This is a genomic window from Bacillus ectoiniformans (genome assembly GCF_016908875.1).
GTDB classification, from domain to species: domain Bacteria; phylum Bacillota; class Bacilli; order Bacillales; family Domibacillaceae; genus Bacillus_BX; species Bacillus_BX ectoiniformans.
Genome location: NZ_JAFBES010000002.1, coordinates 175,592 through 191,172 on the forward strand (window position 1 = coordinate 175,592; position 15,581 = coordinate 191,172).

At 41.4% G+C, this 15,581-nt stretch carries 17 protein-coding genes and 1 riboswitch; of the genes, 2 read left to right on the plus strand and 15 right to left on the minus strand.

The features are described 5' to 3' along the window. Positions 1-50 precede the first annotated feature (50 nt). Positions 51-1,403 (plus strand): MATE family efflux transporter, encoded by a 1,353-nt coding sequence (locus JOC78_RS04035; protein ID WP_204553201.1) that lies wholly within the window; start codon positions 51-53, stop codon positions 1,401-1,403. 52 nt (positions 1,404-1,455) lie between these two features. On the opposite strand, the gene JOC78_RS04040 is transcribed toward JOC78_RS04035, so the two are convergent. The 6 genes from JOC78_RS04040 to JOC78_RS04065 form a co-directional block, all read right to left on the minus strand. Continuing rightward, a complete protein-coding gene (locus JOC78_RS04040) occupies positions 1,456-2,769 on the minus strand; it encodes a TrkH family potassium uptake protein (protein WP_239586986.1) in 1,314 nt (437 codons plus the stop codon). A gap of 68 nt (positions 2,770-2,837) precedes the next feature. Then, positions 2,838-2,968, minus strand: a riboswitch (cyclic di-AMP (ydaO/yuaA leader). A 71-nt stretch (positions 2,969-3,039) separates the two neighbouring features. Continuing rightward, positions 3,040-3,825: an SDR family oxidoreductase gene (locus JOC78_RS04045; protein WP_204553203.1), complete on the minus strand. Its 786-nt coding sequence runs from the start codon at positions 3,823-3,825 to the stop codon at positions 3,040-3,042. Between the two features lie 162 nt (positions 3,826-3,987). After that, positions 3,988-4,764, minus strand: coding sequence for a CAP domain-containing protein (locus tag JOC78_RS04050; protein ID WP_204553204.1), 777 nt, complete (start codon positions 4,762-4,764; stop codon positions 3,988-3,990). Positions 4,765-5,077: 313 nt separating this feature from the next. Further along, positions 5,078-5,410 (minus strand): hypothetical protein, encoded by a 333-nt coding sequence (locus JOC78_RS04055; RefSeq protein ID WP_204553205.1) that lies wholly within the window; start codon positions 5,408-5,410, stop codon positions 5,078-5,080. 60 nt (positions 5,411-5,470) lie between these two features. Next, positions 5,471-5,743, minus strand: coding sequence for a hypothetical protein (locus tag JOC78_RS04060; RefSeq protein ID WP_204553206.1), 273 nt, complete (start codon positions 5,741-5,743; stop codon positions 5,471-5,473). 29 nt (positions 5,744-5,772) lie between these two features. Further along, positions 5,773-6,690 carry a CobW family GTP-binding protein gene (locus tag JOC78_RS04065; RefSeq protein WP_204553207.1) on the minus strand — a complete coding sequence of 306 codons (918 nt, stop codon included), beginning with the start codon at positions 6,688-6,690 and terminating at the stop codon, positions 5,773-5,775. A gap of 125 nt (positions 6,691-6,815) precedes the next feature. Here JOC78_RS04065 and JOC78_RS04070 point away from each other — a divergent pair, with 125 nt between their 5' ends. Then, on the plus strand, positions 6,816-7,535 hold the full coding sequence (locus JOC78_RS04070) for an STAS domain-containing protein (protein WP_204553208.1): 720 nt from the start codon (positions 6,816-6,818) through the stop codon (positions 7,533-7,535). Positions 7,536-7,702: 167 nt separating this feature from the next. Here JOC78_RS04070 and JOC78_RS04075 read toward each other — a convergent pair whose 3' ends face one another. The 9 genes from JOC78_RS04075 to msrA all read right to left on the minus strand — a co-directional run bounded on the left by JOC78_RS04075 (position 7,703) and on the right by msrA (position 15,546). Next, on the minus strand, positions 7,703-9,187 hold the full coding sequence (locus JOC78_RS04075; protein WP_204553209.1) for a lmo1851 family serine protease: 1,485 nt from the start codon (positions 9,185-9,187) through the stop codon (positions 7,703-7,705). Between the two features lie 163 nt (positions 9,188-9,350). Beyond that, positions 9,351-10,148 carry a M15 family metallopeptidase gene (locus JOC78_RS04080; RefSeq protein ID WP_204553210.1) on the minus strand — a complete coding sequence of 266 codons (798 nt, stop codon included), beginning with the start codon at positions 10,146-10,148 and terminating at the stop codon, positions 9,351-9,353. Positions 10,149-10,282: 134 nt separating this feature from the next. Further along, positions 10,283-10,987 (minus strand): purine-nucleoside phosphorylase, encoded by a 705-nt coding sequence (gene deoD, locus JOC78_RS04085; protein WP_204553211.1) that lies wholly within the window; start codon positions 10,985-10,987, stop codon positions 10,283-10,285. 111 nt (positions 10,988-11,098) lie between these two features. After that, on the minus strand, positions 11,099-11,869 hold the full coding sequence (locus JOC78_RS04090; protein ID WP_204553212.1) for a sporulation protein: 771 nt from the start codon (positions 11,867-11,869) through the stop codon (positions 11,099-11,101). A 152-nt stretch (positions 11,870-12,021) separates the two neighbouring features. Beyond that, the gene (locus tag JOC78_RS04095; protein ID WP_204553213.1) at positions 12,022-12,243 is read right to left on the minus strand and encodes a YozE family protein; all 222 of its coding nucleotides are present in this window, start codon (positions 12,241-12,243) and stop codon (positions 12,022-12,024) included. 139 nt (positions 12,244-12,382) lie between these two features. Next, positions 12,383-13,852, minus strand: a complete 1,470-nt coding sequence (locus JOC78_RS04100; protein ID WP_204553214.1) for an FAD-dependent protein — start codon at positions 13,850-13,852, stop codon at positions 12,383-12,385. A gap of 212 nt (positions 13,853-14,064) precedes the next feature. After that, positions 14,065-14,565, minus strand: a complete 501-nt coding sequence (locus JOC78_RS04105; RefSeq protein ID WP_204553215.1) for a PTS sugar transporter subunit IIA — start codon at positions 14,563-14,565, stop codon at positions 14,065-14,067. A 20-nt stretch (positions 14,566-14,585) separates the two neighbouring features. Then, positions 14,586-15,020: a peptide-methionine (R)-S-oxide reductase MsrB gene (gene msrB, locus JOC78_RS04110; protein ID WP_204553216.1), complete on the minus strand. Its 435-nt coding sequence runs from the start codon at positions 15,018-15,020 to the stop codon at positions 14,586-14,588. Next, a complete protein-coding gene (gene msrA, locus JOC78_RS04115; protein ID WP_204553217.1) occupies positions 15,010-15,546 on the minus strand; it encodes a peptide-methionine (S)-S-oxide reductase MsrA in 537 nt (178 codons plus the stop codon). Before msrA ends, msrB begins: the two co-directional genes overlap by 11 nt. Positions 15,547-15,581: the final 35 nt, after the last annotated feature.

Here is a 15,581-nt window from a genome sequence, read left to right on the forward strand (position 1 = left end):
ATATGTTATAATTCTTTCATTCTGCAAAAATGCGAAAAAGGAGGCTCAGCATGAGACAAACTTTTCTGCTAAGTGAAAAGATGAAACAATTTATCTATATATTGCTTCCTATTCTTGTCACTCAAATTGGCATGTTTTCCATGAATTTATTCGATACGATGATGTCCGGGCATTTTTCTGCTGACGATTTAGCCGGAGTGGCCATCGGCGCCTCATTGTGGGTTCCCGTCTTTACGGGTCTCGGAGGAATCTTATTATCTATCACGCCGATTGTGGCTCAGCTGATCGGTGCCGAAAGAAAAAAAGAAGTTCCCCATTCCGTCTTGCAAGGGGTATACGCGGCTATCGCTTTATCTCTCACCGTATTTATCATTGGGTATTTCACGCTTGATCTAATCTTAGACCGCATGACGCTTGAAGAAAATGTAAGACGCATTGCAAGAGAATATGTAATCGCTCTTTCTTTCGGGATTATCCCACTCTTCGTTTCAATGGTGTTTCGCTGCTTCATTGATGCACTTGGTATGACACGGACATCGATGATCATTACGTTAATCGCTCTTCCGCTGAATGTATTATTCAATTATGTGCTCATATTTGGCAAATGGGGATTTCCTGCCCTTGGGGGTGTGGGATCAGGCTATGCTTCAGCCATCACTTATTGGCTCATTGCTTTCTTAGGCGCATGGATCATTCACCGGCATCAGCCCTTTAATGAATACCGTATTTTTAAGAAGTTCCCGGCGGTTTCACTCATTGAATGGAAAAATATTTTTCAAATTGGGGTGCCGATTGGATTGTCTATCTTCTTTGAAACAAGTATCTTCTCAGCTGTTACATTGTTTATGAGCAATTACAGCACACATGTGATTGCGGCCCATCAAATTGCCATTAGTTTCGCTTCACTTATTTACATGATTCCGTTGAGTATTTCTATGAGCCTGACGATATTGGTTGGATTTGAAGTGGGTGCTAAACGATTGAAGGATGCCAAAGCATACAGCTGGCTTGGAGTGGCAACGGCTGCAAGTATTTCAGTGGTCTGTACCATTCTTTTGTTTCTATTTCGGGAACATGTCGCAGGTTTATATACGAAAAACGCTGAGGTTATTGAACTGACTACTCATTTTCTTCTGTTCGCTGCCATATTTCAGCTGTCGGATGCCATTCAAGCTCCTGTACAAGGTGCTTTACGAGGGTATAAAGATGTCAATATTACATTCGTTATGACCATGATCAGTTATTGGGTTATTGGATTGCCGCTTGGCTATTATTTAGCTAATTATACAGAGTTTGAAGCCTTTGGTTACTGGATCGGACTGATTTCGGGCTTAACAGCTGGGGCAATCACACTATCTTGGCGCCTGTTAAGAATTCAAAAACAAAAAGAAGTTTCTTATTAAATAAAAAAGGTGAGTTCCATCAGCTTCAGCTAACGGACTCACCTTTTTTCTGTTATCCAGTCAGTATATCTTCATTCGGATAGCGATATTTACAATCTTCCTGTCTTGCCAGCATATAAACGAGAGAGAGCGGCCCGAGTTTGCCAATGATCATCATCACGATAATGATCAGCTTACCAATGATTGATAGCTTAGCGGTAATTCCCATCGATAATCCGACTGTGCCAAATGCTGACACCACTTCAAACATGACGGGTAAAAAAGGAAGTGGTTCAGTCACATTTAAAACTAAAATGCCTGCTGCAACTGTAAATGTACTAATCATTGTAATTGCCAATACCCTAAGCACATTTTCCTGATGTATCGTCCGCTGATGCAGATGAATATTCTTTCTTCCTCTTATATAAGTCAGCATAGCTACAAGCATAACGACAAACGTGGTAAGTTTGATCCCTCCGGCTGTTGACCCGCTTCCGCCTCCGATAAACATTAGAATCATAAATAAAAAGGCGGTTGAGTTTTCTAACCCGCTGATATCAATAGAATTAAATCCTGCGGTTCTCGTTGTTACTGCTTGAAATAAGGAAGCCCAAGTCTGATCTATACCTGAGAGCATTCCAATGGTTTTAGGGTTCATTTGTTCAAAACCGAAGAACAATATGGCCGCGATCACATTAATGAAGATCGTTGCTTGAATCATTACCTTTGTATGAAGCGAAAATGCACGCCATTTCCGCTTTTGCCACACTTCCACTATGACCGTAAAACCAATTCCGCCTAAGATAATTAACGACATGATGGTGAGATTGATGACTGGACTTCCTACAAATTGGCTTAAGCCATCGGACCATAAAGCAAACCCCGCATTATTAAAAGCAGAAACAGAGTGAAAAAAGCTGTAGAACAAGCCATCTGACACACCATATTTAGGAATCCATTCTATTGCAAGCAGCACCATCGCAACGACTTCAATCAGTATGGAAAATAAAAATAAATATTTAACTAAACGGATCACTCCGCCAACATGCACCTGATTCAATGCCTGCTTCATGATTAGCCTTTGCTTCAACCCAATTTTTTTGCGAAGCATCACAAAAAGGAGCATAGCGAAAGACATAATACCCAGTCCCCCGACTTGAATCAAAACCATAATAACGATTTGCCCGAATCTAGTAAAATGAGTGCCTGTATCCACCACCCCAAGCCCTGTGACCGTCATGGCAGATGCAGAAGTAAACAATGAATCAATCCAGCGAATCGGTTCATTGTTAGAGATCGGCAGCTTTAATAAAATAGCTCCCAATATAATAAATGTCCCATAGACTACTGAGAGCAGCAAAGAGGGAGACATTCTGATTTTAAGCATCATTCATTCCTTCTTTTCTATAAAAAATGGGTATGCTAAATAACCATCGGCCTCTGCCCATGGTTACAGAAGCCTTCCTTCATGCTTACGAGGTTAGCTGTCGGGTTCAGGCTAGGAAGGTAGCCTGGTCGTTTGACTTCACCCCTGCAGTTTCCTGCGTTGGTTCCCCCGCTCCGAGCGGATTAAGCATTATGAATGAGTATTCTAGAATGATCCTATTCTACTCCTGCAGCCTGCGCTTGTAAAGCATCAGTTAAAATAGCCAGACAATTAATTGTCTGGCTTAACTCTAAATACTTTACCTAGTACATCCTGTCCGCCAGTTACAGGGATCACGCTACCTGTAATAAAGCTCGACGATTCAGACGTTAAAAACGCGATTACCCGTGAGAGATCCTCTCCTGCTCCCGGTCTTCCCACTGGCACATGCTCATCCTTCTCCAAACAGGCTTCGGCAATCGACTTTTCTTTCCACTCCCCGATAATATCCCCCGGGCAGACCATATTTGCCGTAATCCCATGTACTGCTTCCTCTTGAGAGATCGTTTTAGTTAATGAGGCAATCCCGCTTTTAGCGGCAGCAAATGCAGAACGGTAGACCCACCCTGGCGCCGTTTCCACACGGTCAAAACCAAGTGTGATAATTCTTCCCCATTTTCTAGAACGCATATACGGCAGAGTTAGCTTCGTTAAATAGAAGACGCTGTTCAGATTCCCATTCATCATGTACTCCCATTCATCCCATCCGTATTCATCCAGTCTTTTTCGCTCTTTTACGTAAGGACCGGCATTATGTATTAAAATATCAACCCCGCCGAAGTCTTCTGCTGTTTTCTTAATCAGCTGTTCACAATCCTGTCTATTAGAAATATCTCCTTGGACGGCAGCGGCATGAATGGAGTAAGTAGAAGAAAGTTCTGCAGCCAGCTGTATCGCTTCTTTCTCGCTCGAACGATAGTTGATGACTACGTTGTATCCGCTTTCTGCCATCGCCATTGCTGTACGTCTGCCGATTCCTCGTGAAGCCCCAGTAATAAGTGCTGTTTTTTTAGTCATTGCATCCTCTCCAACAAAGAAAAGTCCTATATAAACTTATACTAATCATCCTTAAGACTTTATGCAACTTTCAGCTGGGATAGACATGCATGAAAGGATTTTACAGGAAGTAAATGAAATCAAAAAAAATCACCGCAGTTCCCCGCGGTGATTCTCTATCTCTTATTTTTTAATAAACATTTGTGTCCAGTGGTGGCCATCTTCTACATAGCCTACACCAATGTGAGTGAACTCACCATTTAGAATATTGGCACGGTGTCCTTCACTGTTCATCCAGGCATTTACAACTTCTTCAGGAGTCGTTTGGCCTTTAGCGATATTTTCACCAGCCGCACTGTAATCTACTCCGAATTGCTTCATCATGTCGAATGGAGATCCATAAGTCGGGCTTGTGTGTGAAAAGTAATTTTTCGCAAGCATATCTTCTGACTTCGTTCTTGCTACTTTACTAAGCTCTGTATCAATTTCTAATGGTTTTAATCCATTTTTCTCACGTTCTTTGTTCGTTAACTCTGCTACTTGCTGTTCAAACGCATGCAGTGAAGATGGAGCTTGTGCTTCTGCTGCTGGTTTTGCTTCAGCTTCTGGCTGAGCTGGTGCTTGCGGCTGTGGAGCTGGTTGTTCAGCAGGTGCTGGTGCTGCTTCTGCTTTTTCAGGTGTTTCTTTTACTTCAGGTTGTGCTGGTGCTGGAGCAGGCTGCTCTTGTTTAGGAGCTTCTGCCGGAGGCTGCTGAATGTTGAACTGTTTAAGCAGTTCTTGAACATTGATTTGACCTAGATTTAATTGTTGTAGCATATCTTGAGAAACTCCTAATGTTTGAGTTTCGCAGTTTACTTGTTTAGTTGGCTGTGCATGTGCAGCCGCTTCTGTTTTGCTTGCAAGTGGTGCGGAAAATAATGATAATGATGCTGCTAAAGTAACAATTACTTTTTTGTTCATGTATGTTTTCCTCCCTGTGCTGTTTTGTTTACATACAAATCGTATCATGATTTTTTTGTAATATGGGAGGAAATTACCGCCTAGAATTCCAGTTTGGAAGATAGCAAGACTATTCAAACGTTCATCAATGAAAAATTCTTGAGAAATCTTGATTTCATCCACTTGATCTTCGCGTGAATCATCACATTTATTTCCTTCGGCACCAAAAAAAATGGCTGCCTCTAAAAATTGGCAGCCATTTATTATTATATTTCGTTCAATTTTTTGTCTGATCTTATGCGTTTTTGACAAATATGACAATCATATTACAAGTTTAGCAGCTTGAATTTAAACAAATGCACCCTTTTACCTGAATGCCAAGACGCTTTAATCTTCTCACCGCAAAGTTGCATTCGATGTTATTTCCAGCCGCAATAAATACTTCTTTCGTTTCAATTGCAGGAGCATAACGAGGAATATAGCTGCATGGAATTTGAATGGCTTCTTCAACAGGCAGATGGGATATATCTTGATAATCTCTAACATCGATAACCGGAAAGCCTGATGCTTCATCTACCTTTATTTTTTGAACGGATACAGGCCAATATCTATAATAAATCACTATGCTTACCATTAGTAATAAACTCATAAAGAATGCTAATAACATGAACGAATCCCCTTTCGCTTACCATTATATACGTTAGGGGGTATGTTACGCAAGTGAAATCTATTCATTTTTTATACGTTCCATTTCTGCTAAGAAACCATTTAATAGCTGAATCTGTATACTGCTATCTAGGTTAGACTCCAGTATTCTTTTGCTGGCAAAATAGAACTTCTCCTCTTTTGACCGGCGCGCTCGCGGATGAGTATATTCATCTAAAAGCTCTCTTTGAATCAGTGTTTTTAGAGTGATTGCTGCTTCTTCTTCCTTTATTTCACCCTGTGTTCGATTTTTCCATAAACGCTGGTATGCGTCTACTAGCTGAGAGTCACTCACTTGTACTCCTCCTTTTTTGCAAGACTTCGCTACTTCATTTCAAGGCTTTTTAGTTCTGATCTAATTTGTGACTTGTCTAGCCCATGGCCAATAATAACAAGGTTTTTAGGCATTTTCATATCTTCCGGCATATAAATAGGCATTCCGTAAGAATACTGGAACATCATCGGATTGGCTGCATGAGAAAACGGAACATACCCCTTCATCCGGTAGATTCGATCTGTGTGGCTTCTGATCCAATTTTCAAAGTCTTCGAGCGCAACTTTCTGATCGAATACATGATTTACTACCGTTAAGTGCAGATGATCCTTGGCATGAACAGCTTGTCTTTCGCCTTTTTCACTCATAGACATGTTTTGTAATGCTGATAATGGGACGTGAGACTGTTGCGTTAAAAACAGCGGAGCATGAGAGTTAATCTGCTGAATTTCAAATGAGATCATCCCTTGGTCCATTTCAGTTATTAAATCGACTTTATTGATCAGCAGCAAATCCGCATGTTTTATCTGTTCATACAATAATTGCATGACCTGTGGAGTCAGACTCTCGCGATTTTTCCAGACAAAACTATCGATAGTCGTAATAATGCCTTTCCATTCGAAGCGGTCTGAAAATAATGGAGACATGATGGCATCTATGGCTTCGACCGGATGAGCCGCACCTGTGGTTTCTATAATTAAATCATCAAAGGTTTCTGTCATTAACAGTTCCTGCAGCTTTGCATCAAGCTGGTCTTGAACAGTGCAACAAATACAGCCATCTAATAATTCTTGCAGCGGTGTGTCTTTATCGACAGCTTCTGAATCAATCGACACGCTTCCGAGCTCATTCATGATGATGGCCGGACGCCTGATTTGGTCTTTCAGTGATTGGATCAATTGTTTCAAAAGCGTTGTTTTTCCACTTCCTAAAAAGCCGGAAAGCACGTAGATATTCTTTTTCGTCATTTCATTTCTTCCTCTCTCTAGGAAATATTATGTATAGCTATTGCGATTTTAAAGGAAATTCTTCGTGAATACAAATAGAAATTCCTTTGATATAATAATGATTATTATTGAAGGAGGGGGAAGATATGGGATTAGGCACTCTTCCTGCATCGCTAGAAGGCGAAAGTATTCTAGAAAGCATTCAGGAAACCATTATAATTTCTGATAACGACTACCGAATTGTCTGGATGAACGCTACGGCGGTCCACGTTCTATCTCCGCTATTAAAATTATATGGAGTAGATCATCCTGAAAAAGCGATTGGTCAATCCATGGACTTTTTTCACCACTCCCCAGATAAATCTAGAGAGATTATGAATAATTATTCCGAAGGACACCGCACAAGGATTACCATTAAGGGTCAATATACTGGAGAAACCATTATCAATCCGATCAAAGATTCAGACGGACATGTTCTAGGACATTTAGTCATGTTAGTGGATGTAACAGAACAAGCCATCGAAGAAGAACTGAAGCAAGAAATGATTGAAGTATTATCTACACCTCACCTGAAAATTTGGGATGGGATTATTGCCATACCCATCGCTGGACCTTTAACCGATGATCGGGCCAAGCAAGTGATGGAAACCATTCTCTCCTTAGTAGTGAAAGAAAAAGCGGATTATATTCTTTTAAATGTGTCTGCTCTGACCGCTATTGATGAAACGACCAACTTCCATCTTTTTCAGCTCCACGGCGCGCTTAAATTAATGGGAGTGTCCACATTTTTTGTGGGGATGACTCCTGCATTAGCAGCCACTCTTGTTAATCAGCATGAAAGATGCACGACTTTTCAAGATGCGTAACAAGCACTCATTTATATTATGAAGCAGCAAGGAAAAATCCTGCAAATCATAAATTCTGATTAATCATTGTTACTTCTCTATTTACATCTTTGAAGTTATACATACTTAACTCCCCTATATAAGCAAAAGAAAAAGCATGGAGTTTTTATCCTCCATGCTTTTTCTTTTTATGATGCAGTTTCTTTGGCTGGCTGCTGCTCTTGAAGCAAGATCTCTTCTGCTTTTTGCAGCTGCGTATCATTTTGCTCAATTTTTTCTCGAAGCTTTGTCATCAATTCAACCGTTGTTTCTCCTGATAATACACCCGTCTGATCAAGCTGCGCCTGCTCTTGAAGCTGTTTCACTGCTTGTTCGGTTTTCTCATCATAGAATCCATCCACTTTGCCTGGATTTATGCCTATGGCTTCAAGCATTTTCTCCGCATTTTTCACATCTTCAGATAAATCATCTGTTTTTAACTCTTTGTCAGGGTTCATATAAGACAGGTTTGAGTAGTCAGGAAGTTTCACTTCAGTATCCGGTTCTACACCTTTTTTATGAATCCAGTTGCCGTTCGGTGTCAGCCATTTAGCCGTTGTGAACTTCATGTTTGACCCGTCTTTAAAGTCCTCTGCCGATTGCACAGTCCCTTTGCCAAATGTCTTTTCACCAATGAGCGGCACTCCAGCCGATTCTTTCATCGCTGCTGCGAAAATTTCTGATGCGCTCGCGCTGCCTTTATCAATTAATACCGCAACCGGCAAATCAAATTTAGGTTTGTTGTCAGAAACATATTCTTCACGTTTACCGGAATGGTCTTCTACTTGAAATAGAACCTTCCCTTCAGGCACAAACTGATTCGTGATTTCAATGGCTTGGTCTAAAAGGCCGCCTGGATTTTGGCGCAGATCCAGTACCATTGATTTCATTCCTTGTGCTTTCATCTCTTCAATCGATTTTTTCAGTTCTTCCGAAGTACGGTCAGAGAAGCTGGTGATTTGGATATGAGCGACTTTATTCTCTCCCATTTCCGCATAGACCGTTTCGATTGGAATTTCGTCACGTGTAATCGTGACTTCAATCGGTTCAGCTGAGCCTTCGCGCTCAATTTTTAATGTAACCTTTGTTCCTTTTTCCCCTCGAATCAGCATGACTGCTTCTGAAGAGCTCATCCCTTGCAAGCTCTTGCCGTCTACCGCAAGAATCTGATCATGAGGACGAATTCCCGCCTTCTCTGCCGGTGATCCTTTTATTGGAGAAACGATTGTAATGTTTCCCCCTTTTTCCTGGATCTCAGCTCCAATTCCTTGAAAGGAAGACGACACATTTTCATGGAATTTCTTCGCTTCTTTTTCATCCATATAATCACTGTAAGGATCATCTAATGAATCGAGCATGCCGTTAATGGCGCCATTTACTAATTGGTCTTGGTCAATATCTTTGTAGTAATTTTTTTGTAATTTGTCATAGGCTTCGTGCAGTTTATTGAATTCCGGGCGCGAATTCACTCCGACTTCTACTGCTTTTTCGTCACCGAAAGCAAGAGCAAATGTTGTAATCGCAGCTGTTGCAAATACGAGTACAAACATCAGCATCACAAACTGAAATTTCTTTATTCGAATATAAGGAGACGTTTGTTTTTCCTCCGATTGCCCTTCGTTTTCTTTTTCCATGTTGCTCACCGCTTTCCATGCTTAAATATACATAAATTCAACTCTTACATTCTAACAGTTTTTCCGACAATTAAAAAGAGAAAACTCCCGTTGCACAAGGCAAGGGAGTTCATTTCATTTATTCTGCTACATATTTTTAATGTCAGTTGAACGTAAGGGCTGCTTAAATCTTCTTCACGTTCTTAAAATATTCCTCTAGCGTCCACTCATTTTTCTTGATCTCTTCTGCTGCATCCGGTCCAACATAACGAAAATGCCATGGCTCATACATATATAGGGTAATTTCTTCTTTTCCTTTCGGATATCTCAAGATGAATCCGAATTTATGCGCATTGTCAGCCAGCCATTGTCCTTCTTTTGTTGTTTCAAATGACTGAGTGAGGTCATACCCGACGCTTTCTGCTGAAATGTCCATGGCAAGACCCGTCTGGTGTTCACTTTGGCCTGGAGGAGCTACTGATTCAAGCGCTTTTTCCGCTCCAACTTTTGCCGCCTGATTATTCATCACCTCTTGCTGCCGTGAATAGGAACGGTAGCCAGAGACGGCAAATAAATGAACATCCTCTTGCTTAGCTGCAGCGAAAAGTTTTTCCAACGCTTGTGCCGCTTCTTTTCTCATATAGCTCTTTTCAATATCCTCATCGCCGAATGAAAACGTCACGTTCGGCCGGACTAGATCTGCCGGCGCATATTGACTAGCCAAGGCGTATTGCTTATTCACTAAAGCCATCACATTTTCCGGATTCGTGATGACTGGCTGGCCATTCACTTCTTTCGTTTGATTAAAGTATGCGGCTTCAAGCTGCGGTCCTTCAGCCTGCGCGTTTTCTTTAGTCGGTGCCGATTCTTCTTGTTTAGGTTCTGTTTGTTTCGCACCGGAAAATTGTTTCTTGATATCCTCCGGGAACTGACAGCCGCTTAAAAGCAAAACTGCCGAAAGCATTAACGCACTTCTTTTCATACCTTCACCTTTTCTCTTTCTATAATCCCATTTATCTTATCACTTGTACCTAATTCTTGTCAGCGAAAAAGCAAAGAAAAAGCCAGACTCTCCGCTCAGTAGCGAAAGCCTGACTCTTCTGCCTGATTATTCATTTATTCTTGAATGGCTGCCTCTAGTGCCACTTCAATCATTTCGTTAAATGTCGTTTGGCGTTCTTCAGACGTCGTTTCTTCCCCTGTCAGAATATGATCGCTGACAGTCAATACCGCTAACGCTTTGCGATCGTATTTAGCAGCTAATGTATAAAGAGCAGCTGCTTCCATTTCAATCGCAAGCATGCCATACTTCGCCCATAGCTCATGATCGGCATTGTCGTTATAGAACATATCTGCAGTAAAGACGTTGCCCACTTTAAGGTCTAATCCCTTAGCCATCCCAGCATCATAGGCTTTCTTTAGCAGGTCCCAGTTCGCTGTCGGGGCATAATCGACACCTTTAAAAGTAAAGCGATTCATTTGAGAATCTGTAGATGCACTCATCGCTAAAATGACGTCTCTTACTTTGACATCTTTTTGAATCGCACCGCATGTGCCGACGCGAATTAAGTTTTGCACGTTATAGCTTTGCATTAGCTCATTGACATAAATAGAAATGGACGGCACACCCATGCCAGTGCCTTGAACGGAAATTCTTTTTCCTTTATACGTCCCTGTATAGCCGAACATATTGCGTACTTCATTGTAACAAACCGGGTTGTCTAAAAAGGTTTCCGCAATATACTTCGCTCGCAGCGGGTCTCCAGGCAAAAGGACCGTTTCCGCAATTTCATTTTCTTTCGCACCAATGTGAACACTCATGTTTTTACCTCCAGATAAATCGTTTTATACCAACCATTGTATGCTTTTTAGACAAGCGGTGCAATCGATTGGCTTATCTGGCGGCAGCCTCGCTTCTTTCTCTGGGAATGATTAAGCGTATTTCGCAATAATCTGTTTCAGCTTCTCATCTATCATCGGCAAATCACGGACTGTAATCGTTGTCCGGACAAGGCTTTCATCCATTTCCAAAGCTTCCGCTAAAAACCCGCCGAATCCACGAGCCTTTCGATCCACTTCGAATAGCAATTCTGCCTGGTCGTCTGTTTGTGAAAGAAAGACCAGTTCTAATTCGTCAAGGCGGCCGCGAAATAAACCGCTTGTCGGCACGAACTCAAACTCCTGAATAAACGGATAGCGGCTTTTAATTTTTAGGGAAGCTTGCTCGCACTCTACTTGGCGCAGTCTGAAACCAAGACCTTCAACGCCATCTAGCACCTTCGTCATCAGGTGGGTTGGACGCACTTCAATATAGTCTTTATCCTCAGGATCCACCGCGTTTTTAATATCAAGCCCTGTCTGAACCCACACTCGTGTATTGCCAAAAGTGATCGGCGTCTCATAAGGCAAGTCAATCGTAAACGGAATGACTTTCGATTCGTTCGCACCGATCGTAAACGGGTCATTTAATTTCGTCTTTTTAACAGCCGCAAAGTCTGTATACTTCTTATCGTCGGACTCTCTCACATAAGTGGTATAAATGGTTAAATAAATGGAATCAATGTGCTGTTCAATATTTCCGCCATCAATTCGAACTTCCCCGGCCATGCGCTCTCCCGCCACATAGCTTGATTTCTCAAGCTTCGTATCTACTTTCGCACCGCCAACCCCAAAGCTTGCTAGCACCTTATTAAAAAAAGACATTTCCCATTCCCCCTGTTTATCTTATTTTAGCTGATGACTTAATTACGCATTAGTTACGAAGCAGGTTTCATTTTTTTGTACGGAAAAGAAAATAATTCTTGCCCTCTCCCTTTATATTATAATGGAATCAGCTTTATTCAGGGTATGATCATTTAAGAAATTTCTTCTATATACTTATCCCAAGCGTCATCAAATACCGTCATGCTTGGCAAGTATAATCCATTTAACTCAAGGTACTGGCAAAGCTCATTATAATCTTCTGATGACTTAGGAAAACTGTGATCAGAAAAGGCATGATTAGCAAACGCAGCCAAATCGTCTCTCGGCGGCTCCTCGCGATATTTCATTAAATAATGATAAAAAGATTTACGCATACTGTCCCTCCCATTTTTCTACTCAATATAATGGAAGGAAGATCACTAGTAAAGAAAAAACTTTCGTTTATGATCGACCTATTCATTTTTATGCAAAAAAATCAAAAGAAGAAGGCACACATACGCATACCTTCTCCTGTTATACTAATACCGGCTCTGTTTTAATTGGAGCCTTTTTTGCTTTTTCTACGATGTCACGGGCAATCCAAACTCCACATGCACCTGCTTGCGCTAATCCTCGAGTAATACCTGCCCCGTCACCGCCGACATATAAGCCGGAAATTTCTGTCTCAAAACGGTCATTGATCTTTGGACGAGCAGAATAAAATTTCGCTTCCACTCCGTAAAACAACGTATGCTCTGATGCAATTCCCGGAGTGACGTGATCCAGTGCTTCCGTCATTTCAATCAGGCTTTTCATTGTATTATATGGAAGAACGAGTCCTAAATCCCCGGGTACAGCTTCCTTCATCGTCGGCTCTAAAAACCCTTCTTTGATTCGTTTGTCAGTTGAACGGCGGCCTTTTAGAATATCTCCGTATTTTTGCACGATGATGCCGCCAGTCGATAAACGATTAGCGAGAGTTGACACTTCAATCGCATATTCATTCGGCTGATCGAATGGATCGGAAAATGTGTGTGACACCAACAAAGCAAAGTTCGTATTTTCGCTGCCTAATTTAGGATCCTTATAGGCGTGTCCGTTCGCAAGCATAACCCCTGAGTGATTCTCTACTACGACATGGCCTGCCGGATTGCTGCAAAACGTGCGGACTTTCGTTCCGACAGATGTGTTAAAAACAAACTTTCCTTCGTATAAATGCTTGTTGATCTCTTCCATGACGATATTCGATGTTTCGACTCGCACACCGATATCTACTTGATTATTCATCATTTTCAGGCGGCGTTTTTTAAGGATTTTACTTAGCCAGATGGAACCGTCCCGCCCTGGCGCAATCACTACTTTATCGGCTTTAATTTCCGTGCCGTCCTTTAATACGATTCCTTGAACAGTATGTACACCCTCAGCTTTGACAGTGAGTAAATCTTCTACTTCTTTTTTATAAACCATGTCGATTTTTTCTTTTAGGTATTCATAAATACTTTTTAATATTTGCAGGTTTTGCTCTGTGCCTAAATGGCGGACTTGCGCTCTCAGCAATTTAAGGCCTGCTGCATAGCCTCGGCGCTCGATATCTCTCACTTCAGGTGTGAGCGGATCTGTAATGCTTTCTGTCGCTCCGTGCTTTAAGTTGATCTCATCCACATATTTTATCAGGTCAATAACCTCTGAATTTGATAAGTAGTCTGTCATCCATCCGCCGAATTCACTCGTAATATTAAATTTGCCGTCCGAATAAGCTCCTGCACCGCCAAATCCATTGGTAATAGAACAAGCAGGCAAACAGCCAGCAAACTCTTTGCGGCCTGCTGCGGGAGGACATTTCTCTATTTTCTTTTGCAGAATGGGACAATGGCGTTTATAAATATCATGCCCTTTATCTATTAATAAAATTTTAGCATTAGGTAATTTCAAAGTTAATTCATAGCTGGCAAATATCCCTGCCGGACCTGCACCTACTACGATGACATCATACTGATTGTTCACAAGGCTTCCCCTCTTTCCATTCCTCTTATAGTAAAAATATATCAGATCTTTCCAAAAGGGTCAACAAAATATACGAACATTTTTATATTAAATATTTTTATTGTTCGTTTTTACAGCGTTTGCAACGAATTTTAAGCCACAAAGATCGTACACACTCAATAAAAAGACAGAAAAAAGACTGCCGATCATTTGACCGGCAGTCTGAATGTATATTATTTCGCTGTCACAGTTAATACCACGTCTTGTGCAGCTGTTACTGCACCAGAACCGCTTTTATTCACGCTTTCCATATCATCACCGTTCGTAATAATGATTGGCGTTACAGTAGAGCTGGCTTTTTCTCCAACCAGTGCCAGGTCGAACGTGACTAATGTATCTCCTTTTTTCACTTGATCACCTTGAGCAATATGAGCTTCAAAGCCTTCACCCTTCATATTCACCGTTTCAAGACCAATATGAATCAAAATTTCTGCTCCATTTTCAGCTTTAATGCCAACCGCGTGTTTCGTAGGGAAAAGCTGCATAATTTCCCCATCTACCGGCGAAACCACTTTTCCTTCCGTTGGTTCAATAGCCAGTCCATCTCCCATCATTTTTTGAGAAAACACTGGATCTGGAACCTCTTCTAGCGCGATGACCTTTCCAGTTAACGGGCTAGACAGCTCAACCACTTTAGATACTTCTTCTTTTTTTCCGAATAATTTTTTAAACATAAACAATCACCTTCCATCAATTATTGATCTTTAAATAGTGACAAATAGTCTCCGTACCCTTTTTCTTCGAGTTTTTCTTTCGGAATAAACGTTAATGCAGCTGAATTTATGCAATACCTTAACCCTGAAGGTCCTGGTCCATCATCAAACACATGTCCTAGATGGGAATCAGCCGTTTGGCTTCGGACTTCTGTGCGCACCATGCCATGGCTTTTATCTTCTTTCTCTACGACTTCTCGATCTTCAATTGGTTTAGTAAAGCTTGGCCAGCCGCATCCGGCATCATACTTATCAAGTGAACTGAAAAGCGGCTTTCCTGACACCACATCTACATAGATGCCGTCTCCGAATTGATTCCAATACTCATTTTGAAAAGGAGGCTCTGTTCCATTATTTTGTGTTACTTCATATTGCATCGGATTAAGTTTTTTTTGAAGTTCCTGATTATTTGCCATTCAAGAGATCCCCCCAGTGATTTTGAATATGCGCAGCCCTGCCTGAACCTTGGTGATATCCTTGGTAATGGGCTGGGTTTTTCTTGTAATAATCCTGATGATACTCTTCAGCGGGATAAAAAACAGCCGCCGGCAAAATTTTCACGACAATCGGCTTCGAAAATCTTCCGCTTGTCTCGAGTTCTTGTTTTGATTTCTCTGCTTGCTTCTTTTGATCTTCATTATGGTAGAATATCGCAGGCTGGTAGGACTGTCCTCTGTCAAAGAACTGGCCTCCTGCATCTGTCGGATCCACTTGCATCCAGTATAGTTTCAGCAACTTTTCATATGGGAATATTTCCGGATCAAAAGTGATTTCCACAGCCTCATAATGACCGGTAGTCTCGCTGCATACCTCTTGGTAAGTTGGATTTTCAGTGGTTCCTCCGGTATATCCTGAAATCACTTCCTTAATTCCAGGCTGCTGATCAAACGGTTTGACCATGCACCAAAAGCAGCCCCCGGCAAAAGTTGCTTTCTCATTCATAAAATCACCTCTTTAGACAATATACCCCTTTGCAC

Excerpts from the sequence above, each read along its gene's own strand:
- JOC78_RS04035 (WP_204553201.1), top strand. The coding sequence starts at position 51 with ATGAGACAAACTTTTCTGCTAAGTGAAAAGATGAAACAATTTATCTAT.
- JOC78_RS04040 (WP_239586986.1), bottom strand. The coding sequence starts at position 2,769 with ATGCTTAAAATCAGAATGTCTCCCTCTTTGCTGCTCTCAGTAGTCTAT.
- JOC78_RS04045 (WP_204553203.1), bottom strand. The coding sequence starts at position 3,825 with ATGACTAAAAAAACAGCACTTATTACTGGGGCTTCACGAGGAATCGGC.
- JOC78_RS04050 (WP_204553204.1), bottom strand. The coding sequence starts at position 4,764 with ATGAACAAAAAAGTAATTGTTACTTTAGCAGCATCATTATCATTATTT.
- JOC78_RS04055 (WP_204553205.1), bottom strand. The coding sequence starts at position 5,410 with ATGTTATTAGCATTCTTTATGAGTTTATTACTAATGGTAAGCATAGTG.
- JOC78_RS04065 (WP_204553207.1), bottom strand. The coding sequence starts at position 6,690 with ATGACGAAAAAGAATATCTACGTGCTTTCCGGCTTTTTAGGAAGTGGA.
- JOC78_RS04070 (WP_204553208.1), top strand. The coding sequence starts at position 6,816 with ATGGGATTAGGCACTCTTCCTGCATCGCTAGAAGGCGAAAGTATTCTA.
- JOC78_RS04075 (WP_204553209.1), bottom strand. The coding sequence starts at position 9,187 with ATGGAAAAAGAAAACGAAGGGCAATCGGAGGAAAAACAAACGTCTCCT.
- JOC78_RS04080 (WP_204553210.1), bottom strand. The coding sequence starts at position 10,148 with ATGAAAAGAAGTGCGTTAATGCTTTCGGCAGTTTTGCTTTTAAGCGGC.
- deoD (WP_204553211.1), bottom strand. The coding sequence starts at position 10,987 with ATGAGTGTTCACATTGGTGCGAAAGAAAATGAAATTGCGGAAACGGTC.
- JOC78_RS04090 (WP_204553212.1), bottom strand. The coding sequence starts at position 11,869 with ATGTCTTTTTTTAATAAGGTGCTAGCAAGCTTTGGGGTTGGCGGTGCG.
- JOC78_RS04095 (WP_204553213.1), bottom strand. The coding sequence starts at position 12,243 with ATGCGTAAATCTTTTTATCATTATTTAATGAAATATCGCGAGGAGCCG.
- JOC78_RS04105 (WP_204553215.1), bottom strand. The coding sequence starts at position 14,565 with ATGTTTAAAAAATTATTCGGAAAAAAAGAAGAAGTATCTAAAGTGGTT.
- msrB (WP_204553216.1), bottom strand. The coding sequence starts at position 15,020 with ATGGCAAATAATCAGGAACTTCAAAAAAAACTTAATCCGATGCAATAT.
- msrA (WP_204553217.1), bottom strand. The coding sequence starts at position 15,546 with ATGAATGAGAAAGCAACTTTTGCCGGGGGCTGCTTTTGGTGCATGGTC.